At 73.9% G+C, this 22,957-nt stretch carries 24 protein-coding genes and 3 tRNA genes; 13 read left to right on the plus strand and 14 right to left on the minus strand.

The features are described 5' to 3' along the window. Positions 1-96 precede the first annotated feature (96 nt). Positions 97-402, minus strand: a complete 306-nt coding sequence (locus AMK13_RS01030) for a hypothetical protein (protein ID WP_310593127.1) — start codon at positions 400-402, stop codon at positions 97-99. Positions 403-631: 229 nt separating this feature from the next. Here AMK13_RS01030 and AMK13_RS01035 point away from each other — a divergent pair. Both AMK13_RS01035 and AMK13_RS01040 read left to right on the plus strand, forming a co-directional pair. After that, positions 632-704 (plus strand) — tRNA-Asn (locus tag AMK13_RS01035). A gap of 61 nt (positions 705-765) precedes the next feature. Further along, positions 766-838: transfer RNA gene (locus AMK13_RS01040), tRNA-Asn, on the plus strand. Between the two features lie 156 nt (positions 839-994). Here the strand turns inward: AMK13_RS01040 and AMK13_RS01045 are convergent. Further along, positions 995-1,741 (minus strand): trypsin-like serine peptidase, encoded by a 747-nt coding sequence (locus AMK13_RS01045; RefSeq protein ID WP_053111986.1) that lies wholly within the window; start codon positions 1,739-1,741, stop codon positions 995-997. 117 nt (positions 1,742-1,858) lie between these two features. Then, complete coding sequence (locus AMK13_RS01050) at positions 1,859-2,719, minus strand: trypsin-like serine peptidase (RefSeq protein WP_074000756.1); 861 nt, start codon at positions 2,717-2,719, stop codon at positions 1,859-1,861. A 189-nt stretch (positions 2,720-2,908) separates the two neighbouring features. Between AMK13_RS01050 and AMK13_RS01055 the strand changes: the two genes are divergently transcribed. The 5 genes from AMK13_RS01055 (at position 2,909) to AMK13_RS01075 (ending at position 6,285) form a co-directional block, all read left to right on the plus strand. After that, positions 2,909-2,982 (plus strand) — tRNA-Ile (locus AMK13_RS01055). A 304-nt stretch (positions 2,983-3,286) separates the two neighbouring features. Continuing rightward, positions 3,287-4,234, plus strand: coding sequence for an SPFH domain-containing protein (locus tag AMK13_RS01060; protein WP_074000757.1), 948 nt, complete (start codon positions 3,287-3,289; stop codon positions 4,232-4,234). Between the two features lie 9 nt (positions 4,235-4,243). Then, positions 4,244-4,531, plus strand: a complete 288-nt coding sequence (locus AMK13_RS01065) for a hypothetical protein (RefSeq protein WP_074000758.1) — start codon at positions 4,244-4,246, stop codon at positions 4,529-4,531. Positions 4,532-4,572: 41 nt separating this feature from the next. Then, complete coding sequence (locus tag AMK13_RS01070; RefSeq protein WP_074000759.1) at positions 4,573-5,277, plus strand: GOLPH3/VPS74 family protein; 705 nt, start codon at positions 4,573-4,575, stop codon at positions 5,275-5,277. Between the two features lie 96 nt (positions 5,278-5,373). Then, positions 5,374-6,285, plus strand: a complete 912-nt coding sequence (locus tag AMK13_RS01075; protein ID WP_074000760.1) for a 1-aminocyclopropane-1-carboxylate deaminase/D-cysteine desulfhydrase — start codon at positions 5,374-5,376, stop codon at positions 6,283-6,285. 156 nt (positions 6,286-6,441) lie between these two features. Here AMK13_RS01075 and AMK13_RS01080 read toward each other — a convergent pair whose 3' ends face one another. Together AMK13_RS01080 and AMK13_RS01085 are read right to left on the minus strand one after the other, a co-directional pair. Continuing rightward, on the minus strand, positions 6,442-8,025 hold the full coding sequence (locus tag AMK13_RS01080; protein ID WP_074000761.1) for an LCP family protein: 1,584 nt from the start codon (positions 8,023-8,025) through the stop codon (positions 6,442-6,444). A gap of 126 nt (positions 8,026-8,151) precedes the next feature. Next, entirely contained in the window at positions 8,152-8,616 is a 465-nt protein-coding gene (locus tag AMK13_RS01085; protein ID WP_074000762.1) for a MarR family winged helix-turn-helix transcriptional regulator, read from the minus strand. A gap of 124 nt (positions 8,617-8,740) precedes the next feature. Between AMK13_RS01085 and AMK13_RS01090 the strand changes: the two genes are divergently transcribed. Further along, the gene (locus AMK13_RS01090; protein ID WP_049656683.1) at positions 8,741-9,769 is read left to right on the plus strand and encodes an NADP-dependent oxidoreductase; all 1,029 of its coding nucleotides are present in this window, start codon (positions 8,741-8,743) and stop codon (positions 9,767-9,769) included. Positions 9,770-10,132: 363 nt separating this feature from the next. Continuing rightward, positions 10,133-10,627, plus strand: a complete 495-nt coding sequence (locus tag AMK13_RS01095) for a DUF3145 domain-containing protein (RefSeq protein WP_049656686.1) — start codon at positions 10,133-10,135, stop codon at positions 10,625-10,627. 111 nt (positions 10,628-10,738) lie between these two features. Here AMK13_RS01095 and fabF read toward each other — a convergent pair whose 3' ends face one another. From fabF to AMK13_RS01120, 5 genes are all read right to left on the minus strand, one after another. Then, on the minus strand, positions 10,739-12,004 hold the full coding sequence (fabF, locus tag AMK13_RS01100; RefSeq protein ID WP_049656688.1) for a beta-ketoacyl-ACP synthase II: 1,266 nt from the start codon (positions 12,002-12,004) through the stop codon (positions 10,739-10,741). A gap of 186 nt (positions 12,005-12,190) precedes the next feature. Beyond that, positions 12,191-12,436 carry an acyl carrier protein gene (locus AMK13_RS01105; RefSeq protein ID WP_049656691.1) on the minus strand — a complete coding sequence of 82 codons (246 nt, stop codon included), beginning with the start codon at positions 12,434-12,436 and terminating at the stop codon, positions 12,191-12,193. A 75-nt stretch (positions 12,437-12,511) separates the two neighbouring features. Continuing rightward, positions 12,512-13,543, minus strand: a complete 1,032-nt coding sequence (locus AMK13_RS01110; protein ID WP_049656693.1) for a beta-ketoacyl-ACP synthase III — start codon at positions 13,541-13,543, stop codon at positions 12,512-12,514. Next, on the minus strand, positions 13,540-14,493 hold the full coding sequence (locus AMK13_RS01115) for an ACP S-malonyltransferase (protein ID WP_074000763.1): 954 nt from the start codon (positions 14,491-14,493) through the stop codon (positions 13,540-13,542). Before AMK13_RS01115 ends, AMK13_RS01110 begins: the two co-directional genes overlap by 4 nt. 91 nt (positions 14,494-14,584) lie before the next feature. Beyond that, positions 14,585-15,781 (minus strand): PucR family transcriptional regulator, encoded by a 1,197-nt coding sequence (locus AMK13_RS01120; protein WP_074001159.1) that lies wholly within the window; start codon positions 15,779-15,781, stop codon positions 14,585-14,587. 224 nt (positions 15,782-16,005) lie between these two features. On the opposite strand from AMK13_RS01120, the gene AMK13_RS01125 reads away from it, so the two are divergent. After that, complete coding sequence (locus tag AMK13_RS01125; protein ID WP_074000764.1) at positions 16,006-16,782, plus strand: pirin family protein; 777 nt, start codon at positions 16,006-16,008, stop codon at positions 16,780-16,782. Here the strand turns inward: AMK13_RS01125 and AMK13_RS01130 are convergent. Beyond that, positions 16,779-17,612, minus strand: coding sequence for a serine hydrolase domain-containing protein (locus tag AMK13_RS01130; protein ID WP_074000765.1), 834 nt, complete (start codon positions 17,610-17,612; stop codon positions 16,779-16,781). The genes AMK13_RS01125 and AMK13_RS01130 overlap by 4 nt on opposite strands. A gap of 132 nt (positions 17,613-17,744) precedes the next feature. Between AMK13_RS01130 and AMK13_RS01135 the strand changes: the two genes are divergently transcribed. After that, the gene (locus AMK13_RS01135; RefSeq protein WP_107086472.1) at positions 17,745-18,248 is read left to right on the plus strand and encodes a MerR family transcriptional regulator; all 504 of its coding nucleotides are present in this window, start codon (positions 17,745-17,747) and stop codon (positions 18,246-18,248) included. Beyond that, complete coding sequence (locus tag AMK13_RS01140; RefSeq protein WP_074000766.1) at positions 18,245-19,258, plus strand: aldo/keto reductase; 1,014 nt, start codon at positions 18,245-18,247, stop codon at positions 19,256-19,258. Before AMK13_RS01135 ends, AMK13_RS01140 begins: the two co-directional genes overlap by 4 nt. Positions 19,259-19,310: 52 nt before the next feature. On the opposite strand, the gene AMK13_RS01145 is transcribed toward AMK13_RS01140, so the two are convergent. After that, on the minus strand, positions 19,311-19,889 hold the full coding sequence (locus AMK13_RS01145; RefSeq protein WP_049652636.1) for a TIGR03086 family metal-binding protein: 579 nt from the start codon (positions 19,887-19,889) through the stop codon (positions 19,311-19,313). Between the two features lie 111 nt (positions 19,890-20,000). Here AMK13_RS01145 and AMK13_RS01150 point away from each other — a divergent pair, with 111 nt between their 5' ends. Beyond that, positions 20,001-20,990 carry a helix-turn-helix transcriptional regulator gene (locus AMK13_RS01150; protein WP_074000767.1) on the plus strand — a complete coding sequence of 330 codons (990 nt, stop codon included), beginning with the start codon at positions 20,001-20,003 and terminating at the stop codon, positions 20,988-20,990. On the opposite strand, the gene AMK13_RS01155 is transcribed toward AMK13_RS01150, so the two are convergent. Both AMK13_RS01155 and AMK13_RS01160 read right to left on the minus strand, forming a co-directional pair. Beyond that, on the minus strand, positions 20,987-22,201 hold the full coding sequence (locus tag AMK13_RS01155) for an alpha/beta hydrolase (RefSeq protein WP_241852703.1): 1,215 nt from the start codon (positions 22,199-22,201) through the stop codon (positions 20,987-20,989). The genes AMK13_RS01150 and AMK13_RS01155 overlap by 4 nt on opposite strands. Before the next feature lie 249 nt (positions 22,202-22,450). After that, the gene (locus AMK13_RS01160; protein WP_074000768.1) at positions 22,451-22,813 is read right to left on the minus strand and encodes an MmcQ/YjbR family DNA-binding protein; all 363 of its coding nucleotides are present in this window, start codon (positions 22,811-22,813) and stop codon (positions 22,451-22,453) included. Between the last annotated feature and the right edge of the window lie 144 nt (positions 22,814-22,957).

The raw sequence follows: 22,957 nt of genomic DNA on the forward strand, positions 1-22,957 counted from the left end.
TCGGGGTCCGCTTCGCCCAGCTGTCACCGTCCCGTCACGGACGGCGGGTACCCGGCCCGACCGCCCCGGGTGAGGCGGTCGGGCCGGGCCCGGCGCTCACGGCCGGAAGGTCCCCCAGCCGTCGTCCTCCGCCCTGGTGCGGTTGAAGTACGGCACCCGGTCGGTGACGGCGTTCGGCAGCCGGTCGCCGACCCGGCCGGCGACCGCGTCGGCCGCCTTCCCGGCCACCGCACCGGCCTGCTGCCGGGCCCGGTCGGTCGCGTTCTGGACCGTGGGGTTCCGGGCGATCTCCCGGGTGACCTTGGCGATCTGTTCGTAGCGCTGGCGCCCGGCTCGCGAGCCCAGGACGTAGCCGGCCGCGAAACCCACGGCCAACGACAGCTTCCACATGGTCGGATCCACCCTCTCCTGGCGGCCTCTGCCGCATTGCCCTACCCGTACGTCGGGACGGCGAACCGTCCGCGCCCCAGCATCCCCGGCCCCGTCGCCGGGCGCGCGCGGGGCACGCCGGGCGGCGATCCGGGGGCGATCCGGGAAAGCGATTGGCGGACCACCCCCCCGAGTGCGCTAATGTATGTCCCGCAGCGAGCGCCGAGGAGCCCGGGAGACCGGGGGCCGAGGCGGGAGCCGATCCCCCATAGCTCAATTGGCAGAGCAGCCGACTGTTAATCGGCAGGTTATTGGTTCGAGTCCAATTGGGGGAGCTCGGGAGAAGGCCCTCCGGGGTCCTGTTCCCGTCCGTGGTACGGAAGTTGGGTACCGCGATCCCGCATAGCTCAATTGGCAGAGCAGCCGACTGTTAATCGGCAGGTTATTGGTTCGAGTCCAATTGCGGGAGCTGCACCGGGCCTGCCCGGTGACTGCTCAGAGCGAAGGCCCCTCGGTCGACCGGGGGGCCTTCGTGTTGTCCCCGGCTGGCTCCGCGGCGTGACGTGCGCGACACCGCCCGCGGGCCCGGGTCGCCGCAGGGCCGGCGCCGGGGGCGGCTCCCGGGTCAGGCGGTCGCCTTCCGGTAGAGCTCGGCGACCCGCTGGTCGAAGGTGACGCTGTACGAGGTGCCGGGGGTCTCCCCGCCCTCCTGGTAGCCGCCGATCACGCCGACCACCGCGCCGTTCGAGGTGACCCACGGGCTGCCGCTGGTGCCGTCGGTGTAGCCGCCGCAGTCGAAGCGCTCCTGGGTGGCGCTCTGCGAGCTGGTGCGGACGGCGCAGGTGATCGGCTCGTCGCTCTCGTTCGGGTAGCCGGTGACCGAGACGGACAGCCCGAAGCCCTGGCCGGTGCCGACCGGGTTGCCGCCGACCGCCTCCTCGACCTGCCGGCCGTCGACCGGGCCCACCGTGACGAAGGCCACGTCGTACTCGGGGTCGTCGCCGGCCGCCCAGCGCGGGTCGACGGTGATCGCCTGCACCGGCCAAGTCCCGTACGGGGTGGACCCGTTGCGGTAGCCGGGGGTGAACACCAGGCCGTCCAGCAGGCCGATCCGGCGGGTCTGCACGCAGTGCGCCGCGGTGACCAGCAGGTTGCCCCGGGGGCTGTGCACCACGCTCGCGGTGCAGGCCCGCGGTCCCTGCGCGGTGTGGATGGAGAGGGTGCCGATCCGGTCCCGGGCGGGGCTCCGCTGCGCGACCTCGGCGCGGGGCGCCGCATCCTGCCCGCCGCAGGCGGTGCCGGCGGCCAGCAGCAGGGCGGCCAGCGCGACCGTTCGTGCCGTGTGCGCGGGCCGTGCCGGGCGGGAGGCCATCGGGGCTCCGTCTCGTCCTCGGGGCGGGCACCGGGGCCGTGCGTTCCGCCGTTCGTGAGGAAGATCTACCAGGCCGGGCCCGGCGGCGCCACCGCCGGGGTCCCGCCCGCCGCCCGGTCAGCCGGTGGCGCGGTCGTACAGGGCCTGGACGCGGTCGCCGAAGTAGCTGCTGTACGAGGTGTCCGGGCTGTTGCCGCCCTCCTGGTAGCCGCCGATCACGCCGACCACGGTGCCGGTCCTGGTGCTCGGGTCGAAGTCGGTGACCCAGGGGCTGCCGCTGGTGCCGCCGGTGTAGTCGGGGCAGTCGATCCGCAGCTGGGTGGGGCTCTGCTGGAGGGTGGTGTTGGAGCAGGTGATCGGGACGCCGCTGCTGCTCGGGTAGCCGGTGATCTTCACCGGGAGCCGGTAGCCGCGGTTGACGCCCAGTCGGTTGGCGCCGAGCACCTGCTGGACCTGCTGCCCGTTCTGGGCCTGGACGACCGCGAAGGCGACGTCCATGTCCGGGTCGGCGTGGTCGTTCCAGGCGTCGTCCACGGTGACGGCCAGCAGCGGCCAGACGCCGCTGGGGGTGTCGCCGTCGCGGTAGCCGGGGACGAAGACCAGGTCGCCGCGCCGGCCGAGCTTCGGGTCCCAGACGCAGTGGGCGGCGGTGACGACGAGGTTGAGCCCGGCGCTGTCGACCACGCTGGCGGTGCAGAAGTGGTCGCCGGTGGCGTTGCGGGTGAACACCGCGCCGACCAGGCCGTTGAGCACGGTGGGCTTGGCGGTGCGGGTGACGCCGGTGTGCCGGCCGGACGCGCCCTTGAACCGCTGCCGGTTCCAGCCGTGGCTGTTGACGGCGGCGGAGGTGGCGGCGCTGGGTGGTGCGGAGGTGACGGTCGGGGAGCTTCCGCCCGGCCGCGCCGCGGTGGTGCAGCCCGCCGCGGCCAGCACCAGTGCGAGCGCCGCGGCCGCCGCCCCCGTCCCACGTGTCGTCATCCGCCCAGGCTGCCCCGGACGGGTGCCCCGCCGCCACCCGGGCTGCGCCGCCCGGGAGGGGCGCACCGTCGCGCACCCAGGTGCGCCCCCGGCGAGCATCACGGGTGATCGACCGGCTATGCTGCCCGGGACGGCCTCGCTGGGGCCGTCTGCTGCTGCCGTGTCGACGACCGGCGCGCGCGGCGAACCGGGGCGGTAGCTCAGCCGGTTAGAGCAGGGGACTCATAATCCCTTGGTCGTGGGTTCGAGTCCCACCCGCCCCACCTTCTCGATGTGCGACGAGTGTCGTGATGACCCTTCGCGGGCGGGCCGCCGAGCCGGGGCCCCGCCGCCTTTCCACCGCATGCGACGTCGCAGAGTCTAGGCCGCGGCCACCCTCCTTCCCCGTGTGGCGCGCCGGAATTCACCCGCCCGTGGGCATCGGCCCCGACCGTCCCCGACGGCTCTCCGCCGCCTTCTCCGCGGCCGTTCGCTCCTTTCTTCCCGTCACCGGACCCTGGCGCCGCACGCTCAAAAAGTGATATCACTTTGCCATCGGATGCGGATGCTCGCCGAAGGAGTCGCCCCATGACCACCCCGCCTTTCGCCGTCGAGGACGGTGCCGTCCTGGACCTCCCGGTCCCCAAGATCACCGAACGGGCCATCACCGGGGCGGCCGGCCTGCCGGTCCTCGGCGGCACGCTGCTCGGCCTGCTCGCCGGAGTCGGCTCGTTCGTCGCCGGCGCGGTCCAACTCTCCGGCGGCGGAAAGGGGTTGGGCATCGGGCTGATGGTCCTCGGGCCGGTGCTGCTGCTCGGCTCGGTGGTGCTGATGTGCGGGCTGACGGTGGTCTCGCCCGGACAGGCCCGGGTGGTCCAGCTGCTCGGGCGCTACCGGGGCACCGTCCGCGCCGAGGGCATGACCTGGCTGAACCCCTTCACCAGCCGGCGCCGGATATCCACCCGGATCCGCAACCACGAGACGGAGACCACCAAGGTCAACGACGCGGACGGCAACCCGATCGAGATGGCCGCCGTGGTGGTCTGGCAGGTCGAGGACACCGCGATGGCGGTCTTCGAGGTGGACGACTACGCCGACTTCGTCGCCATCCAGACCGAGACGGCCGTACGGCACATCGCCACCAGCTACCCGTACGACGCCCACCACGAGGGCCAGTTGTCGCTGCGCGACGGCGCGGACGAGATCGCCCGCAAGCTCTCCGCCGAGATCGCCGCCAGGGTCGCCGCGGCCGGAGTGCGGGTCATCGAGTCCCGGATCACCAGGCTCGCGTACGCTCCGGAGGTCGCCCAGGTGATGCTCCAGCGCCAGCAGGCCGGGGCCGTGGTGGCGGCGCGCAGGCTGATCGTCGAGGGCGCCGTCGGTATGGTCGAGGAGGCGCTGGACCGGCTCGCCGAACGCGATGTCGTGGAGCTGGACGAGGAGCGCAAGGCCGCCATGGTGAGCAACCTCCTGGTGGTGCTCTGCGGCGACCGCGGCACCCAGCCCGTCGTGAACACGGGCTCCCTCTACCAGTAAGGCGAGGCCTTGGCGACGGAACGGAAGAAGCTCCTGTTGCGACTGGACCCTTCAGTTCACGACGCGCTGGCCCGGTGGGCCGGGGACGAACTGCGCAGCACCAACGCCCAGATCGAGTTCCTGCTCCGCCGCGCCCTCACCGACGCCGGCCGGATGCCCGGCGGCGCGGCCCGGCTCCCCCGGCGCGGACGCCCGCCCAAGGAGAGCCCGCCCAAGGAGAGCCCGCCCGAGGAGAACCCGGAGAGCCGCCCGGAGAACCCGGAGAGTCCGCAGAGCGGTGGTTCCGCGGCGGACTGACCGCGGCGGGCCGGGCACCGACCGAACGACCGGAGAACGAGATGGACCTGCTCGCCAAACTGCCCAGCAAGCCGCCCGCCGACCTCCCCGTCAACCTGCCCGAGAAGCTGTACCTGCTCGCCTACGACCCGCGGCGCGGGCGGATCACCCGGCAGTCCACCCTCCACCTGGTGCTGCAGGCGGCGGCGCTGACCGAACTGCTGCGCCGCGGACTGGTGCGCGAGGAGGGCCGGACGGCCGTCGCGAGGGTCCGGGACTCCGCCGCCTCGGCCGGCCTCGACCCGTACAGCGCCCACCTGCTGGGCCGGATCCAGGAGAAGCGGCCGCACAGCTGGAGCTGGTGGATCGGCCGCGCCCCCAGCGTCGGGCGCGACCAGCCGGCCCGGCGGATCCGGGAGGGCCTGGCGGAGGCGGGCTGGATCGGCCTCCAGCAGGGCCGGGCGGCCGGGGTGTTCCCGGTCACCCGGGTCACCCTGGACGGGCCCGAGGTGCGCGCGGCGCTGGCGGCCTCCGTCACCGCCGCGCTGAAGGGCCCGCTCAGCCGGGTGGACCCGGCCGACGCGGCGCTGGTGGCCCTGGTCGCCGCGGGGCGGCTGCGCACGGTGCTGGATCCCAAGCAGCGTCGGGAGCACCGCGGCCGGATCGAGAAGCTGTACCCGGCGGCCGGCCCGGTCCCGAAGGCGCTCGGCTCGGCCCTCGCCTGGCGCCAGGCGAGCCACACGGCGGAGATCGCCGTCCTGGGCTGACGGGCCGTCCACGGGGGTGGCGGCCCGTCCCGGGGCGCGGAGCCCGGCCGCCGCACCGGCGGGCCGGGCTCCGCGCGTCCGCCTTATGCTGGCCGGATGCTCGAAGCCGCCCTGCTGCCGACCCCGCTGGTGGACTGCACCGACGAGGCCTTCGCCCGGGCCGGGGTGGAGCTGCGGCTGAAGCGGGACGACCTGCTGCACCCGACCGTCCCCGGCAACAAGTGGCGCAAGCTGGCGCCCAACCTGGCCGCCGCCGTGGAGCGGGGCCACACCCGGCTGCTGACCTTCGGCGGCGCCTACTCGACCCACCTGCGGGCCGTCGCGGCCGCCGCCGGCGCGCTCGGACTGGAGAGCGTCGGGCTGGTCCGCGGCGAGGAACTGGCCGACCGGCCGCGCAACTGGTCGCTGCGGGCCGCCGAGGCGGCCGGGATGCGGCTGGAGTTCCTGACCCGGGCCGCGTACCGGGAGGCCACCGGCCGGGCCGAGGGGGAGGACGGCGCGGCGGACCCGCTCCGCCGCTGGGGCCCCTGCCTGGTGCTCCCGGAGGGCGGCTCCAACGCCCTGGCCGCCGTCGGCGCGGCCGCGATCCCGGCCGAACTGCCCGACCTCGGCGAGCGGGACGTGGTCTGCTGCCCGGTCGGCACCGGCGGCACCCTGGCCGGCATCGCGGCCGGCCTGCCGGCGGGCGCCCGGGCGCTCGGGGTGGCGGTGCTGCGCGGCGGCGAGGGCTACCTGGAGGAGGAGGTCGCCCGGCTGCACCGGGCCGCCTACGGGCGCGGGTTCGACAACTGGCGGATCGACCACGGGCACCACGGCGGCGGCTACGGGAAGGTCCCGGCCGAGCTGGCCGGCTTCGCCGAGCGGTTCGAGCGCCGCCACGGCATCCCGCTGGAGCGCCGCTACGTCGCCAAGCTGCTCGCCGCGCTGGCGGACCTGGCGGCGGCGGGCGCCTTCCCGCACGGCACCCGCCTCACCGCCGTCGTCACCGGGCTGCCGGATCCGGAGTAGCGGCCGCCGGCCGTCGGGGCGAGGCGCCCACGGTTCAGCCGCGCGAGGTGCCCGCCCGGACGCCGGGCCGCCCGCCCTTTCCGGGCGAACGCGGGGAGGACGGGCGGGAGTTCGACGGGCGGCCCGGCCCTCAGGCGGGCCGGAGGCCGGGCGCGGTCAGCCGAAGGTCAGGTTCGCGCACGGGTCGGTGTCGGCGGTGCGGGTGTTCTCCGCTATGCCGGTGGGGACGCCGCCCGGGAGGGCGCCGGGGGTGCTGCCCGCGGTGGCGCCCGGGGCGGCGCCCGCCCCGGCAGGGGCCGCGGCGGCAGGGGCCCCGGCGGCAGCCCCGGGAGCGGTCCCGGCACCGGGCTCCGGGCTCGGGGCGGCCACCGCGTCGAGCCGGGTGCCCGCCCCGCGGTAGTCGGCGCCGAGGGCGACGGTGATCGCCCCCGAGCCGGGCTCCTCGACCGCCTTGGCGCCGGGGAAGAGCGCCACGACCTGGTCGGCGACGGCCTTCAGCGCGGGGTCGTAGGAGACCTGGGTGGCCTGCTGCCCGGGGGAGTTGGGGCCGAGGGTGATGCTCCGGAAGCCGCGCGCCTTGAGCGTCTCGGCGCCGGAGCCGGCCAGGCCGGGCGTGCCGACCCCGTTGACCACGGTGATCGGCGCCGCGGCCTGCTCCGGGGTGAGCGGCGTGGCCGGGGCCCCCGGGTCGGCGCCGGGGGAGGAGGTCACCTGGCCCGTCCCGGAGGTGCTCTGCCCGTCCAGGGTGCGGTCCTCGCGCAGCAGCTTCCAGAGCGCGTCGGCGTCCGGCTGGACCAGCCGCACCCGCTCGCCGGCGAAGCGCCAGGGGGCGGTGACGAAGGAGACGTCCGAGAGCTTGATGTCCTGGATCGAGCGGGCGAAGTCCACCAGCTTCATCGCGGTGCCGAGACCCTCGTCCACGGTGAGCGACTTGGTGGCCGCGTCGGCCAGCGGCAGCAGGGTGGGCAGTGAGAAGCCCTGGCCCTGCACCTTCTTGATCATCGACGAGAGGAAGGCCTGCTGGCGCTTCATCCGGCCGATGTCGGAGTTGTCGCCGATGCCGTGGCGCGCTCTCAGGTAGTCCACCGCGGACTGCCCGGAGAGCTTCTGGAGGCCCTTCTTGAGGTGTATGCCGAACTGGTTGACGTCGTTGGGCACGCAGGCCTCCACGCCGCCCACGGCGTCGGACATCGCGGCCGCGCCCTTGAAGTCGACCACGACGGTGTGGTCGATCCGCAGCCCGGTCAGCTTCTCGACGGTGTTCTGGGTGCAGGCCGGGTTGCCGCTCTCCGCCAGGCCGACGGTGAAGGCGGAGTTGAACATCTGGTCGTTCTTCGGCGTCGTCCAGCTGCCGTTCGGCAGCTTGCAGGACGGGATGGTGACCAGGGTGTCGCGGGGGATCGAGACGCCGACGGCGTGCTTGTGGTCGGCGTAGATGTGCACCAGGATCGCGGTGTCCGAGTGGCCGACGCCCTCGTCGCCGCCGCCCAGCGAGTCGTTGCCCCCGTCGCGGGTGTCCGAGCCGAGCAGCAGAACGTTGACCGGCACCTGGGCGCCGGGGCTGGCCGGCACGGCGGCCGGCGGGCGCTCGGTGGCGACGCCGCCCGGGTCGAAGGTGGTGATGTTGTTGTCCAGCCGGTGGTAGAACCAGGCTCCGGCACCCGCGACCGACAGCACCAGTGCGGCGGCCAGGCCGATGGCGGTCCGCAGGTAGCGGCGCCGACGCGCACTGCTGCTCATCCTCAGTGCCCCCCGTCTTCAGGTATCTCGCGTTCGATGTTCGATGTTCGAACGTTAGACGTTCCGGGAGGCGGTTCGGTTACCCCCCCGGGGCCAACGGACAGCCCCCGGGACCTGTGATGCTGGTCACGCGCCCGGGCCGGAGGCGCCCGCGAGCATCCTCCGGAGCAGGTCGCGCAGGGCCGTCCGCTCGTCCGGGCCGAGTGCGGCCAGCGGCTCGCGGGCGAAGTTGAGCGACTCGCGGAGCTCCTCGGAGGCGGCCGAGCCGGTGCCGGTGGCGGCGACCAGCTTGACCCGGCGGTCGTGCCGGTCGGCCTCGCGGGTGACGAAGCCGCGGGATTCGAGCCGGTCGACGATGCCGGTGATGTTGGAGGGCTCGCAGCTGAGCGTCTGGGCGATCTGGCGCATCGGCATCGGTCCGCGCCGCAGCAGGGCGAGCACCTTGGCCTGGGCGCCGGTGAGCGAGCGGGCGGCGGCGGCCTCCTCGTACTCGCGGTGGAACAGCGCGACCAGGTTGGCCATCAGGTCGACGACCTCGCGGGTGATCTCGTCGGGCTGCGGCGTGGCGTCCTCGACGGGCTGGGTCTCCATGGTCAAAAGTCTACCTGAAAAGTTGACAGGGTGAACCTTTCATGCCCATCGTTACTTCAGTTCATCAACCTTTCATGTTGTGAACAGCGCCTGAACCCGCACCCGAACCCTCAAGGAGCCCCCGATGGCAGAGCAGGCCGCCACCCCCGCGACCGCCCGTGAATGGCACCTCGCCGCCCGCCCCCAGGGCTGGCCGGTGCCGACCGACTTCGCCCTGGTCGAGGCCCCGGTCCGGACCCCCGGCCCGGGCGAGGTCCTGGTCCGCAACGTCTACCTCTCGGTGGACCCGTACATGCGGGGCCGGATGTCGGACCGCAAGTCCTACGCGGAGCCGTACGAGCTGGACAAGCCGATGCTGGGCGGCGCGGTCGGCCGGGTCGTCGCCTCGCGGGCGGAGGGCTTCGCCGAGGGCGACTACGTCCTGCACTTCTTCGGCTGGCGCGAGTACGCGACGTTCGACCCCAGGACGGCCGTCAAGGTGGACCCGGACGCCGCGCCGCTCTCCACCTACCTGGGCGTGCTGGGCATGCCGGGGCTGACCGCGTACGCGGGGCTGACGCGGGTCGCCGGGATCAAGGCCGGCGACGTGGTGTTCGTGTCCGGCGCGGCCGGCGCCGTGGGCGGCATCGTCGGCCAGCTCGCCAGGCTGAAGGGCGCGTCGCGGGTGATCGGCTCCGCCGGCTCGGACGAGAAGGTCGAACTCCTGGTGGAGGAGTACGGGTTCGACGCCGCGTTCAACTACAAGAACGGTCCGGTCGCCGACCAGCTCCGGGCGGCGGCCCCCGACGGCATCGACGTGTACTTCGACAACGTGGGCGGCGAGCACCTCGAAGCGGCGATCGACTCGATCAACCTGCACGGGCGCATCGTGGTCTGCGGCATGATCTCGCAGTACAACGCCACCGAGCCCACTCCGGCCCCGCGCAACCTGGCGCAGATCATCGCCAAGCGCTTCCGCATGGAGGGGCTGCTCGTCGGCGACCACTACGACCTCCAGCCGAAGTTCGTCGAGGAGGTCTCGGCGTGGGTGCGCTCCGGTGAGCTGAAGTACCGCGAGACGGTGAGCGAGGGCATCGACGGCACGGTGGACGCCTTCCTCGGTCTGCTGAGCGGCGTCAACACCGGCAAGATGGTCGTCCGCCTGGACGGCTGACGATCCGTCAGGAGACTCGACCGCCCCGCCGCCCCCACCGGGCGGCGGGGCGGTCTGTCATGTGCGGCCCGCGGTCGGGCGCGGGCGCTGCGGTCGCACTACCGCATTCCGTCCGGATCCGAAAGTGCGTCATCCATCCTGTGGCGCCTCGCGGTACGGTGGTCCCGCCGACGATGGGGCCGTTCGGGGGAGAGATCCGGCCGAGGGGTAGACCTCGTTGAGGATTCGACTAGCATTGAGCGAAAGCCTGTCCGTTTTGCTCAATTTAGTAGCTTAATGTCGGCTAACGTGAGTAACTGCGGATCAACTGCAGGCACGAGGCAGCTGGGGAAGGCGACCCTCGTCCACAGCCTGGAGGTCCCGGTGACGACACGTGGAGTCCTGTACGTCCACTCCGCGCCCCGCGCGCTGTGCCCGCACGTCGAGTGGGCCGTCGCGGGGGTGCTCGGTGTGCGGGTGAGCCTGGACTGGATCCGCCAGCCGGCCGCACCCGGGCACTGGCGTGCCGAGCTCTCCTGGCAGGGGGAGCCCGGTACGGCTTCGAAACTCGCCTCCGCGCTGCGCGGCTGGCAGCTGATGCGGTACGAGGTGACCAGCGAGCCCTGCGCCACGGCGGAGGGGGAGCGGTACAGCAGCACGCCCTCGCTCGGCATCTTCCACGCCGTCACGGGCATCCACGGCGACATCCTGATCCCCGAGGACCGGTTGCGCGCCGTCCTGCTGCGCGCCCGCAGCGAGGGCGCCGACCTGGAGGCCGAGATCGCCCGGCTGCTCGGCAAGCCCTGGGACGACGAGCTGGAGCCGTTCCGGTACGCGGGCGAGGGCGCGCCGGTGCGCTGGCTGCACCAGGTGGTCTGAGGCCGCCCCGGCGGGCCGGGCGGACAGCGGACGGACAGAACGGTACGGCGAAGACGGGTACGACGAAGGGGCCGGCGCTCACGGCGAGCGCCGGCCCCTTCGTCACGGGCGTCAGTGGGTGCGGAAGGCCAGCACCACGTTGTGGCCGCCGAAGCCGAACGAGTTGTTCAGCGCGGCGATCCGGCCCTCGGGCAGCTTGCGGGCCTCGTCGCGGACGATGTCGGCCTCCACGTCGTCGTCCAGCTCGTCCACGTTGATGGTCGGCGGGGCGATCCGGTGGTACAGGGCCAGCACGGTGGCGACGGTCTCGATGCCGCCGGCGCCGCCCAGCAGGTGGCCGGTCATCGACTTGGTGGCCGAGACGGCGATGTGGTCGAGGTCGTCGCCCAGCTCCTTGCGCAGCGCCTTCAGCTCGGCGGTGTCGCCCTGCGGGGTCGAGGTGGCGTGCGCGTTGACGTGCACGATCTCGGCCTTGTCCAGCTCGTTTCGCTCGAACAGGTCGGCCAGCGCGCGGGCCACGCCGGCGCCGGTCGGCTCGGGCTGGGCGATGTGGTGGGCGTCCGAGGACAGGCCCTGGCCCACGGCCTCGCAGTAGATCCGGGCGCCGCGCGCCTCGGCGTGCTCGATCGACTCCAGCACGACCACGCCGGCGCCCTCGCCCAGCACGAAGCCGTCGCGGCCCTTGTCGTACGGGCGGGAGGCGCGCTGGGGCTGGTCGTTGTTCTTGGACATCGCCATCATGTTGGCGAACGCGGCGATCGGCAGCGGGTGGATCGCGGCCTCGGTGCCGCCGGCCACCACGACGTCGGCGCGGCCGGTGCGGATCATCTCGATCGCGTAGCCGATCGCCTCGGCGCCGGAGGCGCAGGCGGAGACGGGGGTGTGCACACCCGCGCGGGCGCCGACCTCCAGACCGACGTTGGCCGCCGGGGAGTTGGGCATCAGCATCGGGACGGTGTGCGGGGAGACCTTGCGGGCGCCCTTCTCCTTCAGCACGTCGTACTGGTCGAGGAGGGTGGTCACGCCGCCGATGCCGGAGGCGATGACGGTGCCCAGGCGCTCGGGGGCGAGCTTGGAGGACTCGTCGGTGGCGGGGGTCTCGAAGCCCGCGTCGGCCCAGGCCTCGCGGGCGGCGATCAGCGCGAACTGGGCCGAGCGGTCCAGCTTGCGGGCCAGCGGGCGGGGCAGGATGGTGCCGGGCTCGACGGCGGTGCGTGCGGCGATCTTGACGGGCAGGTCCTCGGCCCACTCCTCGGTCAGGGCGACCACGCCGGACTTGCCGGCGACCAGGTTCTCCCAGGTGCTGGCGGCGTCGGCGCCCAGCGGCGTGAAGGCGCCGATACCCGTGACGACCACGGTGCGGTTTTCAGCGGTCACTGGTTTCTTCTTCTCTCACGTGTGCAGGGGTCGGCGGCGTGCCGAGGATGGGCCCGGCCGGGCGCCCCGGTGAGGGGGCGTCCCGGCCGGTGGGGTCGGTCGGGCTCCACGAGCCCGGCCGACCGGTCAGCCCCCGCCGGCGTACGGGACGCCGGGCGGGCTGGCCGAGTCGAACGACTCGATCGCTCAGGCGGCGTTGGCGAGGATGTAGTCCACCGCGTCGCCGACGGTCTTCAGGTTCTTGACCTCGTCGTCCGGGATCTTGACGTCGAAGCGCTCCTCGGCGGCCACGACGACCTCGACCATGGACAGCGAGTCGACGTCCAGGTCATCGGTGAAGGACTTGTCGAGCGCGACATCCTCGGTCGGGATACCGGCGATCTCGTTGACGATCTCGGCGAGACCTTCCAGGACCTCGTCCTTGGTAGCCATACTGGCTGCTCCTCTTCGGTGTTGAACGCGTCCGGCCGGCGGCCGGACACAGGCTTGTGGATTGGGCGAATGCGCCTAGGGGAGAGTAACGACTGCCGCGGCGTACACGAGACCCGCCCCGAACCCGATGATCAGGGCCAGGTCCCCGCTGTGGGCCTCACCGCTCTCCAGCATGCGTTCCATCGCCAGCGGGATGGAGGCGGCGGAGGTGTTGCCGGTCTCGGCGATGTCGCGGGCGACGGGCACCGACTCCGGCAGCTTGAGCGCCTTGATCATGGCATCCGTGATCCGCATGTTGGCCTGGTGCGGGATGAACGCGCCGAGCTGGTCGGCGGTGATCCCGGCGGCGTCCAGCGCCTGCTGGGCCACCTTGGCCATCTCCCACACCGCCCAGCGGAAGACCGGCTGGCCGTCCATCCGCAGGGCCGGCCACTTGGTCTCCTCGCCCGCGCCGTTGACGGCGTCGGACTTGGCGAAGGCGGTGTCCCAGGCCTCGGTCTGGGTGATCAGGTCGGCCTGCGAGCCGTCCGAGCCCCAGACCAGCTTGCCGATGCCGGGAGTGTCGGACGGGCCGACGACCACGGCGCCGGCGCCGTCGCCGAAGATGAAGGCGGTGGAGCGGTCCGACCGGTCGGTCAGGTCGCTGAGCCGCTCGACGCCGATGACCAGCACGTACTCGGCGTTGCCGCCGCGGATCATGCCGTCGGCCAGGCCCAGGCCGTAGCCGAAGCCGGCGCAGGCGGCCGAGATGTCGAAGGCCGGGGCGGTGCCGCAGCCGAGCCGCTCGGAGATCTCGGTGGCGATCGCCGGGGTCTGCTTGAAGTGCGAGACGGTCGAGACGATCACGCCGCCGATCTGCTCGGCGGTGATCCCGGCCTGGGCGATCGCCTTGCCGGCGGCCTGGACGGACATCTCGGAGACGGACTCCTCCGGGCCGGCCCAGCGGCGCTCGGCGATCCCGCTGCGGGTGCGGATCCACTCGTCCGAGGAGTCGATCCACTCCAGGACCTCGGAGTTGGGGATCACCCGGACCGGACGGTAGCCGCCGACGCCGAGGATGCGCGAGTACTGCGCGCCGCTCACCGGACGGATCTGGGGCTTGGTCATGCCTGGTTCTCCTGCTCCTGACCGCCGTGCTCCGCGACGAGCGCGCGGGCCTTGTCCAGATCGGCGGGGGTCTTGAGGGCGAGCGTGGCCACACCCTTGAGGTTGCGCTTGAGCAGCGCGGTGAGGGTGCCGGCCGGGGACAGCTCGATCACGGCCGTCGCGCCCAGCTGCCCGAGGGTCTCCATGCAGAGGTCCCAGCGGACCGGGTTGGAGACCTGCGACACCAGGCGGGCGAGGACCTCCGCGCCGGAGTCCACGACCGCGCCGTCCTTGTTGGAGACGTAGCGGACCTTCGGGTCGGCCACGCTGGTCAGGGTCGGGGCCAGCTCGGCCAGCCGCTCGACGCCCGGGGCCATGTGCTCGGTGTGGAAGGCGCCGGCCACCTTGAGGGCCACCAGCTTGGAGCGGGTCGGCGGGTCCGCCTTCAGCGCCTCCAGCTGGTCCAGCGTGCCGGCGGCGACGATCTGGCCGCCGCCGTTGTTGTTGGCCGCCGTCAGGCCGTGCTCGGCCAGCTTGGCCGCGACCTCCTCCGGCTCGCCGCCGAGCAGGGCGAGCATGCCCGTCTCGGTGACGGCGGCGGCCTCGGCCATGGCCCGGCCGCGCTCGCGCACGAAGGTCAGCGCGTCGTGGGCGGTGAGCACCCCGGCGCCGGCGGCGGCGGTGATCTCACCGACGCTGTGGCCGGCCACGGCGCCGACCAGCGCACGGGCGGCATCCTCGTCCGGGAACAGCTCCCGGGCGGTCACCAGACCGGCCGCGACCAGCAGCGGCTGGGCGACGGCGGTGTCCTTGATCTCCTCGGCGGACGCCTCGGTCCCGGCGCGCACCAGGTCGAGCCCGGCGACCTCCGACCAACCGCGCAGGCGGTCGGCGACGCCGTCGAGCTCCAGCCAGGGGCTGAGGAAACCGGGGGACTGGGCACCCTGTCCAGGGGCGACGATTACGAGCACGGTTCAACCCTCTCTCGCCAGGCGCCCAGGGGCGGGTAGGCGACGGTAACGAAGAAAACCATCCGGGATTGTATGGTCCCTACACTCCGGCTCAGCCGGGCTCCCCGACGGCGTCCAGCCGGCCGAGGGCCAGTGCGATCCGCAGAGTGAACGCCGAACGTACGTCGGAGGGGGCGTACCCCGTGACATCAGTCACACGTCGTAGCCGGTAGCGCACCGTATTCGGGTGGACGAAGAGCATCCGGGCCGCACCCTCCAGCGAGGAGGCCTGCTCCAGGTAGACACTCAGCGTCTCCAGCAGGGCGGAGCCGGCCTCGTCCAGCGGTGTGTAGATCTCCTCCACCAGCTGGCGGCGCGCGGCCTGGTCGCCGGCCAGCGCCCGCTCGGGCAGCAGGTCGTCGGCCAGCACCGGGCGGGGGGCGTCCGGCCAGGCGGCGCAGGCCCGCAGGCCGGCCGCGGCGGCGGCGGCCGAGCGGGTCGCGGAGAGCAGGTCGGGCACGGTCGGGCCGACCACCACCGGGCCCGGCGCGAACTGGCCGATCAGCGCGCGGGCCGCGTGCACCGGCTCCTTCTCGCCGCCGACCACGACCACCAGGCGCTTGCCCAGCACCCCGGTCAGCACGTTCAGCTTGGCGTACCGGGCGGCCCGGCGGATCGCCTCGACCACCAGCTCGCTGTCCCCGTCCGGCGCGCTGCCCATCACCACCCGGACCTGGCTGGGCTGGCCCCAGCCGAGCGCCGCGGCCCGCGAGAGCACGCCCTCGTCGGCGTCGCCGGACAGCAGCGAGTTGACCACCAGCGCCTCCAGCCGGGCGTCCCAGGCGCCGCGCGCCTCGGCGGCCTGGGCGTACACCTGGGCGGTCGCGAAGGCGATCTCCCGGGCGTAGACCAGCACCGACTCGCGCATGTCCGCCTCGTCGCCGGGGGCGGCCACCTCCTCGATGGCCTCCTCCATCACCTCGATCGTGGTGCGGATCAGCTCGACGGTCTGGCGCAGGGTGATCGCCCTGGTCAGCTCGCGCGGGGCGGTGCCGAAGACGTCGGTGGAGATCGCCTGGGCGGCGTCGGGGTGGCGGTACCACTCGGTGAAGGCGGCGATGCCGGCCTGGGCGACCAGGCCGATCCAGGACCGGTGCTCCGGGGGCATCCGCCGGTACCAGCCGAGCTGGTCGTCCATCCGCGAGATCGCGGCGGTGGCCAGCTTGCCGGAGGACTTCTCCAGCCGCTTGAGCGTCGCGGCCCGGCGCTCGGCGCGCTCGGCGGCGTTTCTGCGCTCCTGCGCCGTCAGGCGGGGCGCCGCGCGGCCGGGGCGGTCACGGCCCGCCCGGGCGGCCGGGCTCTTCCCGGTGGGGTCGGGTGCGGGGCTGGGGCTGGGTTCGCTCTTGGAGTTCGCGGAAGCGGCTGGCACAAGGACAAGACTGCCTCACGCGAGTGACTGCTCGTGCACACCCCCCGGCGGAGCGGCGCGGTGGCAAGAGTCACACCCCGCGCGCCGGCGACTACGGTGGGGGCGTGACCGAAGCCGCCGACCGCCCCCGCGCCGACCTGCGCCGCACCGCCGAACGCTACCGCTCCGCCCCGGCCGAGGGCGTCGAGACCCGGCACGCGTTCTCCTTCTCGGGCCACTACGACCCGAAGAACACCCACTTCGGCGCGCTGCTCGCGTGCAACGAGGAACTCCTCGCCCCCGGCGCCGGGTTCGAGGAGCACAAGCACCGGGACACCGAGATCCTCACCTGGGTGCTGGAGGGGGCGCTGGCCCACCGGGACTCCTACGGCCACAGCGGGGTGGTCCGGCCCGGGATGGTGCAGCACCTCAGCGCCGGCTCCGGCGTCACCCACACCGAGCGCAACGTCGGCGGCGCCACCGGGCCGGTCCGCTTCGTCCAGATGTGGCTCCAGCCGGACGAGTTCGACGCGCCGCCCGCGTACGGCCTGCGCAAGGTGGAACCGGCGGACGGCGGGTTGACGCTGCTCGCCTCCGGCCTGGAGCGCGACGCCGGGACGGACGCCCTGCGGCTGCGCCGCCGCGACGCCGCGCTCTGGCTGGCCACCGCCGGGCCGTGGCAGCCGCTGCCGCCGCTGCCCGAGGCGCCCTGGCGGTACGCGCACCTGACGGCCGGCTCGCTGGGCTACCGGACCGTCCCGGGGCCCAAGGGCGGCGGCCGCTCGATGGTCCCGGGCGACAGCGTGCGGATCACCGGCGAGGCCTTCGCCGACCCGGCGGCGGGGGAGACCGGCGCCGAACTCCTGCTCTGGGAGATGCACTCGCCGGTCTCGTACGGCTAGCTGTTCAGTTCCGCCAGCACCGCGTCCGAGAAGGCCGGCCAGGCCTCGACCGCCCACGGTCCGAAGTCCCGGTCGGTGAGCGCGACGCAGGCCGCGCCGGCCTGCGGGTCGACCCACAGGAAGGTGCCGGACTGGCCGAAGTGGCCGAAGGTTCCGGGGGAGTTGGCGGTGCCGGTCCAGTGCGGGCTCTTGCCGTCGCGGATCTCGAAGCCGAGGCCCCAGTCGTTCGGGCGGCGGTGGCCGTAGCCGGGCAGCACGCCGCTGGTGCCGGGGAAGGCGACCTCGCGGGTGGCCTGCCGGACGGTGGACGGGTCCAGCAGCTTGGGGGCCTGCAGCTCGGCGGCGAACCGGGTGAGGTCGGCGACGGTGGACAGGCCGCCGGCGCCGGCCGGGGACTTGTGGGCGGTGTGGATCAGGGTGTCCGTCATGCCCAGCGGCTCGAACACCGCCTCGGCGACGTAGCGGGAGAACTCGATCCCGGCGGCCTCGGAGAGCGTCCGGGCCAGCGCGTCGAAGCCCGCGTTGGAGTAGAGCCGGCGGTTGCCGGGCTCGGCGAACACCCGGTCCTCGTCGAAGCCCAGGCCGGAGGTGTGCGCGAGCAGGTGGCGGACGGTGGACCCGGGCGGCCCGGCCGGGTCGTCCAGCTCGAACACGCCCTCCTCCAGGGCGACCAGCGCCGCGTACGAGGTGAGCAGCTTGGTCACCGAGGCGAGCGGGAACAGGTGCTGCTGCGGCCCGTGCGCGCCCAGCACCGCGCCGTCCGCCGCCCGGACCACCGCCGCCGCGGCATGGGGCACCGGCCAGTTCTCGATCATCCGCAAGCTCTCCATGGGCCCGACTCTAGTCGCCGGGAAAATCCTCGGAAAAGGTGGTGGCGGGCCCACCCGGATGCCGGGCTTGCTTGGAGTGCACTCAAACTCTGTAGCGTCGTTCCCGTCGCACAGGACAAGGGGGAACGAGCGATGGCCGCACCCGCACGCATCGAGATCGACCTGCGCAGCTGCTCCGAGGTCTTCAGCCGCCCCGTCGGCGATCCGGACCCGAGCCCGAGGCACACCATCAGCGAGGTCGCCACGGCGAGCGGGCTGACCGCCCACACCCTGCGCTGGTACGAGCGGATCGGCCTGCTGGACCCGGTCGACCGGGCGGCGGGCGGCCAGCGCCGCTACTCCGACGCCGACCTGCACCGGCTGGCCTTCCTGGGCCGGCTGCGGCTGACCGGCATGTCGGTGGCGGACATGCTCAAGTACGTGGACATGGCCCGCCAGGGCGAGCAGACCTACGGGGAGCGTCGGCTGCTCCTGGAGGCCCAGCGCGAGGAGGTCCGACAGCGGATCGTGGACCTCCAGGCGACCCTCGCCGTCCTCGACTACAAGATCGACATCTATGCCGGGAAGGGCGCCGTCGGCGCCGGCATCCCGGCCAAGTGCCAGAACATCCATGGAGAGGAAGAGCAGAGCGCATGACTCAGACCGTCCTTCCCACCGTCGAACTCGGCACCGGCGGCCCGCTGGTGGGCGTCCAGGGCCTCGGCTGCATGGGCATGAGCGAGTTCTACGGCCCCACCGACGCCGACGAGGCGCTCGCCACCCTGGACGCCGCGCTGGAGACCGGCGTCACCCTCTTCGACACCGCCGACATGTACGGCTCCGGCCGCAACGAGGAGCTCATCGGCCCCTTCGTCCGGGCCAACCGGGACAAGGTGGTGCTCGCCACCAAGTTCGCCATCCTGCGCTCCGAGGAGGACGGCGCCGTCCGCGGCATCAGCAACGACCCGGCGTACATCCGGACCGCGGTGGACGCCTCGCTGCGCCGCCTCGGCGTGGACGAGATCGACCTGTACTACATGCACCGCCGCGACCCGGCGGTGCCGCTGGCCGACTCGGTCGGCGCCATGGCCGAGCTGGTGAAGGCCGGCAAGGTACGCCACCTCGGCCTGTCCGAGGTGACCGGGGCCGAGCTGCGCGAGGCGCACGCCGTCCACCCGATCGCCGCGCTCCAGTCCGAATGGTCGGTGTTCGCCCGCGACGTCGAGAGCACGGCGGTGCCGGCCGCGGCGGAGCTGGGCGTCACCTTCGTGCCGTACTCGCCGCTCGGGCGGGGCTTCCTGACCGGCGCCTTCCAGGACGCCACGGAGCTCTCGGCGAACGACTACCGCCGCAACCACCCCCGCTTCACCGGCGACAACGCGGCCGCCAACGGCGAACTGCTCGACCCGCTGCGGGAGATCGCCGCGGCCCGCGGCGTCACGCTCGCCCAGGTCGCGCTGGCCTGGGTGCACCAGCGGGCCGAGGTGCACGGGCTGGCCGTGGTGCCGATCCCGGGCACCCGCAAGCGGAGCCGGCTCGCCGAGAACACCGCGGCGGCGACGCTGCGGCTGACCGCCGAGGAGCTGGCGCTGCTGGAGCCGGTGGCCGGCCGGGTGGCGGGGAGCCGCTACGCGGACATGAGCTCCACCTCGGCGGCGCGCGAGTAGCGGGCACCGGCGGCCCGGGGAGTCGGCGGACGCCCCGGGTCGGCCGCCGGGCTCAGACCGTACGGCCCGTCCAGGCGGCCAGCCGGGTGTGCACGTCGGCGTCCTCGGCGACCGGCCGGACGGCGGCGAACGGAACGCCCGGCACCCGCCGCTCGGCCGGCAGCACGAACTCGGCGATGCCCAGGGCGGTCCGCGCCAGGTCGTCGTCCAGGGCGAAGCCGTTGTCGAGGCTCCGGGCGATGTCCCCGGAGTGGGTCACCAGCTCCATCAGGTAGCCGCCGACCGCCATCGCGCCGGGCACCTCGCCCCAGGGGGCGACGGTCGGACGGCCGAGCTTGGCGTCGTCCGCCCAGGCGGCGGTCACCCGGGCGCGGGCCCGGCCCAGGGCGGCCGGCCAGCCCTCGTCGGACGGGTCCTCGATGGCGGCCACGGTGTCCTCGGCGTGGCCGCCCTCGCCCATGTACGCGAACCGGTGGACGCCGCCGACCACGTGGTTCAGCAGCCCGCGCAGGGTGAACTCGGTACAGGGCGTGGGCCGGTCGAGGTCGGCCGGGGTGACGGTGGCGAACAGCTTCTCCAGCTGGTCGAGGGCGGCCTGGTACTGCGGGCGGGCGTCCTGGACGGCGGTCATGGCGCTCAACTCCCTGGTGTCGGGTGGTCGTTCGGGCCCCTTGCGGGCCCGGAACGCAATCTCCCAGTAAAACCTGACAACGGCCGTCAGGATTACTGGGATTCTTGGACCATGAAGGCCGACCGCCTGCTCTCGATCCTCCTGCTGCTCCAGACCCGCGGCCGGGTGCCCGCCACCGAACTCGCCGAGCGGCTGGAGGTGTCCGTCCGCACCATCTACCGCGACGTCGAGTCGCTTTCCGCCGCCGGGGTGCCGGTGTTCACCGAACGCGGGCGGCACGGCGGCATCGGCCTGCTGCCCGGCTACCGCACCGACGTCACCGGCCTGACCGCGGACGAGGCCAGGGCGCTGTTCGTGCTCTCCGCCCAGGGCGCGCACAGCGACCTCGGGCTGGACGGCGCGCTCGGCTCGGCGCTGCGCAAGGTGATGGCGGCGCTGCCGGCCCCGCACCGGCCGGCCGCCGAGCGGGTCCGCGAGCGGATCCTGGTCGACCCGGCCCGCTGGATGCAGACCCCCGGCGCGGCCGGCCCCGCCGCCGGGCCGGACCTGGGCGAGCTGCAGTACGCCGTCTTCGCCGACCGGCGGCTGCGGCTGCGCTACCGGCACAGCGGCACGCCCGCGCCGGTGGAGTACACCGTCGACCCGTACGGGCTGGTGAGCAAGGCCGCGGTCTGGTACCTGGTGGCCGATCTGCACGGCGAGCCGCGGCTGTTCCGGGCCGACCGGGTGCTGGCCGCCGACACCACCGAGGAGGCGGTGCGCCGCCGGACCGGGGTCGGGCTCGGCGAGGTCTGGGCGGTGCTGCGCGAGCAGGTCGAACGGCTGCCGAAGGACGTGCCGGTGCGGGTGCGGGTCCGGCGCGGACGGCTGGACATGTTCCTGCGCATCCACGGCGGCCGGGTCACCGCACCGCCGCCGGAGCCGGGCGCCGTCCCGGCCGAGGAGTGGACCGAGGTGGCGATGGCCTTCCCGGCCCCGGCGGCCGTCCGGTCGCTGCTGGCCTTCGGCGCGGACGTCGAGGTGCTGGCCCCGCCGGCCGCCCGGCGCGAACTGGCCCGGGCGGCGGCGGAGGCCCTGCGGCTGTACGAAGACAGGTCTTAGGAGCCCGGGTTGGCCCGGACCACGTCCTGGTAGTGGCCGAGGGAGATCGCCGCGAAGTTGTGCAGGCTGTCGGTGCCCTCGGTGAGGTAGCCGTTGTGGCCGGCCGCGCGGGCCGAGGAGATCAGCTCGGAGCCGAAGCCGCTCGCGGCCGGGTCGGCGCCGTGGCCGAGCCCGCCGACCTCCATGAACGGCACGTTGCCGATCCAGTCGCTGGGGTTGCGGGTGGCCCAGAGGTGCACGCCCGCGCCCAGCTCGCCGGTGTTCTGCACGCCCATGCCCGGGCTGCCGAAGACCACCAGGTCGGTGATGCCGGAGGTGTCGGACGGCGAGGCGGCCGCGCGCGGGATGTCCGGGGCGGCGGTGCCGCAGACCACCGAGCCGTACGAGTGGCAGAGCAGCGCCGGCGGCGCGTCCGGCCGGGTGGTCTCCTTGAGCCCGGCGAGCAGCCGCTCCAGCCGGGGGGCGGCGACGTCGGCGAGCCGGGAGGTGGCCGCGTCCGGGCCGAGGCCGGAGGGGGTGACGTAGCCGGTCCAGGAGATCACGGCGGTCCGGGTGTCCGGGGCCTGGCGCTGCTCCTCGGTGTGGAGGGCGCGGGCCATGCCGGCCGGGGAGCGCAGCGGGTCGGCCGCCTGGTCGTGGTGGCCGAGGTCGGCGTCCGAGCCGGGGACGAGCACGGAGATCCGCTCGGCGTCGGCGAGGTCGCCCCACACCTCGGTGACCAGGCCGCGGCCGCGCGGGTCGAAGGCCAGGATCTGCCGGTCGGGGGCGAGCAGGTGCTCGACGTCGTTGGCGCGGGAGACGGCCAGCGCGCGGGTGTCGGAGTCCAGCGTGCCGTCGGCGGCGCGGGCCAGGGCCCGGTCGTGCTCGGCGGCCAGGGCGATCCGGTTGGCGCGGTAGCGCAGGTCCAGCGGGGCGCCGTCGTAGTTGCCGACGACCAGCGGGTAGTCCTGGATCAGCCGGTCCAGCTCGGTGGGCGCGAGCGAGGCGAAGAACGCCGCGGCGGCGGCCGGGGTGGTGGTCGCCGGGTCGGGCAGGGAGCGGCCGAAGGAGTGGTCCTCGACCCAGGCGGCGCTGCCGGCCGGGGGCGTGGAGATCGCCAGCTGTTCGGAGGAGACGGCGGCCGCGGCGGCGACGGCCCCGGCGTCGGCGAGCACCGCGCAGCTGGCGAACGCCCCGATCAGTACCCGCTTCCAGCGCCGACGGATGCGCACCGCACCAACTCCCTTGGGGCCCGCACCGTTTCGCGGGCGGTGGTGCCCGGAGGGTGCGATAGCTCTGCTGACTTCCCTGCGCAAGCCTAGGGGGCCCGAAGGGATGCCGGGAACGCCTAAACTGTGGGATGGCTCACATGAACCAGGGGTGTCCGTCCGACGTCTCCCAGTGGTTCGGACAGTGGTTCGGGAAGTGGTTCGTACGGAGGCCCGGACGGCGGCCGGTGCGGCCGTCGGGAAGGGGCGCGCTCAGCCCTCGGACCCGCCGGACCCGTCGGATTCGTCGAACGCGCGGACCAGGCGCTTCGGCGCCGTCCGCCGCCAGGCCTCGGTGACCAGGTCGCACAGCTCGTCCCCGTCCACCAGGTCCAGCCGGACGCTCACCCAGCCGTGCCGGCCGACGTACGGGGCGGAGGAGAACACCTCGGGCTCGGCGGCGAGCAGTTCGGCCTGGTCCTCGGGGGAGGCCTTGACGGTGACCCGGTCCCCGTCGGGCGCGCCCATCGCGAAGATCCGGCCGCGCACCCGCAGCGTCTCGATGTCCCAGGTCGGCTCCTGGGCGGCCTCCGGCAGGGCCAGGGCCATCGTGCGGAACTCGTCGAACGTCACCATGGCGGCAGGGTAGGGCAGGGCACTGACAGCGCGCCCCCGGCGCGCGGCACGGCGCACCGGGGGCGGTGGGCGACGGCCGCAGGGGCGCGGACCGACCGGTCCACGCCCCTGCGACGGTGGTGCGCCCCGCCGTTCGAACAGGCC

Origin of the sequence: Streptomyces sp. CB02056 (assembly GCF_001905545.1) — a bacterium.
GTDB lineage: Bacteria > Actinomycetota > Actinomycetes > Streptomycetales > Streptomycetaceae > Kitasatospora.

Coding starts and splice junctions, on each gene's coding strand:
- AMK13_RS01080 (WP_074000761.1), bottom strand. CDS start 8,025: ATGAGCAGCAGTGCGCGTCGGCGCCGCTACCTGCGGACCGCCATCGGC.
- AMK13_RS01145 (WP_049652636.1), bottom strand. CDS start 19,889: ATGACCGCCGTCCAGGACGCCCGCCCGCAGTACCAGGCCGCCCTCGAC.
- AMK13_RS01050 (WP_074000756.1), bottom strand. CDS start 2,719: ATGACGACACGTGGGACGGGGGCGGCGGCCGCGGCGCTCGCACTGGTG.
- AMK13_RS01105 (WP_049656691.1), bottom strand. CDS start 12,436: ATGGCTACCAAGGACGAGGTCCTGGAAGGTCTCGCCGAGATCGTCAAC.
- AMK13_RS01160 (WP_074000768.1), bottom strand. CDS start 22,813: ATGGTGACGTTCGACGAGTTCCGCACGATGGCCCTGGCCCTGCCGGAG.
- AMK13_RS01070 (WP_074000759.1), top strand. CDS start 4,573: ATGGACCTGCTCGCCAAACTGCCCAGCAAGCCGCCCGCCGACCTCCCC.
- AMK13_RS01060 (WP_074000757.1), top strand. CDS start 3,287: ATGACCACCCCGCCTTTCGCCGTCGAGGACGGTGCCGTCCTGGACCTC.
- AMK13_RS01090 (WP_049656683.1), top strand. CDS start 8,741: ATGGCAGAGCAGGCCGCCACCCCCGCGACCGCCCGTGAATGGCACCTC.
- AMK13_RS01085 (WP_074000762.1), bottom strand. CDS start 8,616: ATGGAGACCCAGCCCGTCGAGGACGCCACGCCGCAGCCCGACGAGATC.
- AMK13_RS01150 (WP_074000767.1), top strand. CDS start 20,001: ATGAAGGCCGACCGCCTGCTCTCGATCCTCCTGCTGCTCCAGACCCGC.
- AMK13_RS01130 (WP_074000765.1), bottom strand. CDS start 17,612: ATGGAGAGCTTGCGGATGATCGAGAACTGGCCGGTGCCCCATGCCGCG.
- AMK13_RS01075 (WP_074000760.1), top strand. CDS start 5,374: ATGCTCGAAGCCGCCCTGCTGCCGACCCCGCTGGTGGACTGCACCGAC.
- AMK13_RS01140 (WP_074000766.1), top strand. CDS start 18,245: ATGACTCAGACCGTCCTTCCCACCGTCGAACTCGGCACCGGCGGCCCG.
- AMK13_RS01045 (WP_053111986.1), bottom strand. CDS start 1,741: ATGGCCTCCCGCCCGGCACGGCCCGCGCACACGGCACGAACGGTCGCG.
- AMK13_RS01135 (WP_107086472.1), top strand. CDS start 17,745: ATGGCCGCACCCGCACGCATCGAGATCGACCTGCGCAGCTGCTCCGAG.
- AMK13_RS01110 (WP_049656693.1), bottom strand. CDS start 13,543: ATGACCAAGCCCCAGATCCGTCCGGTGAGCGGCGCGCAGTACTCGCGC.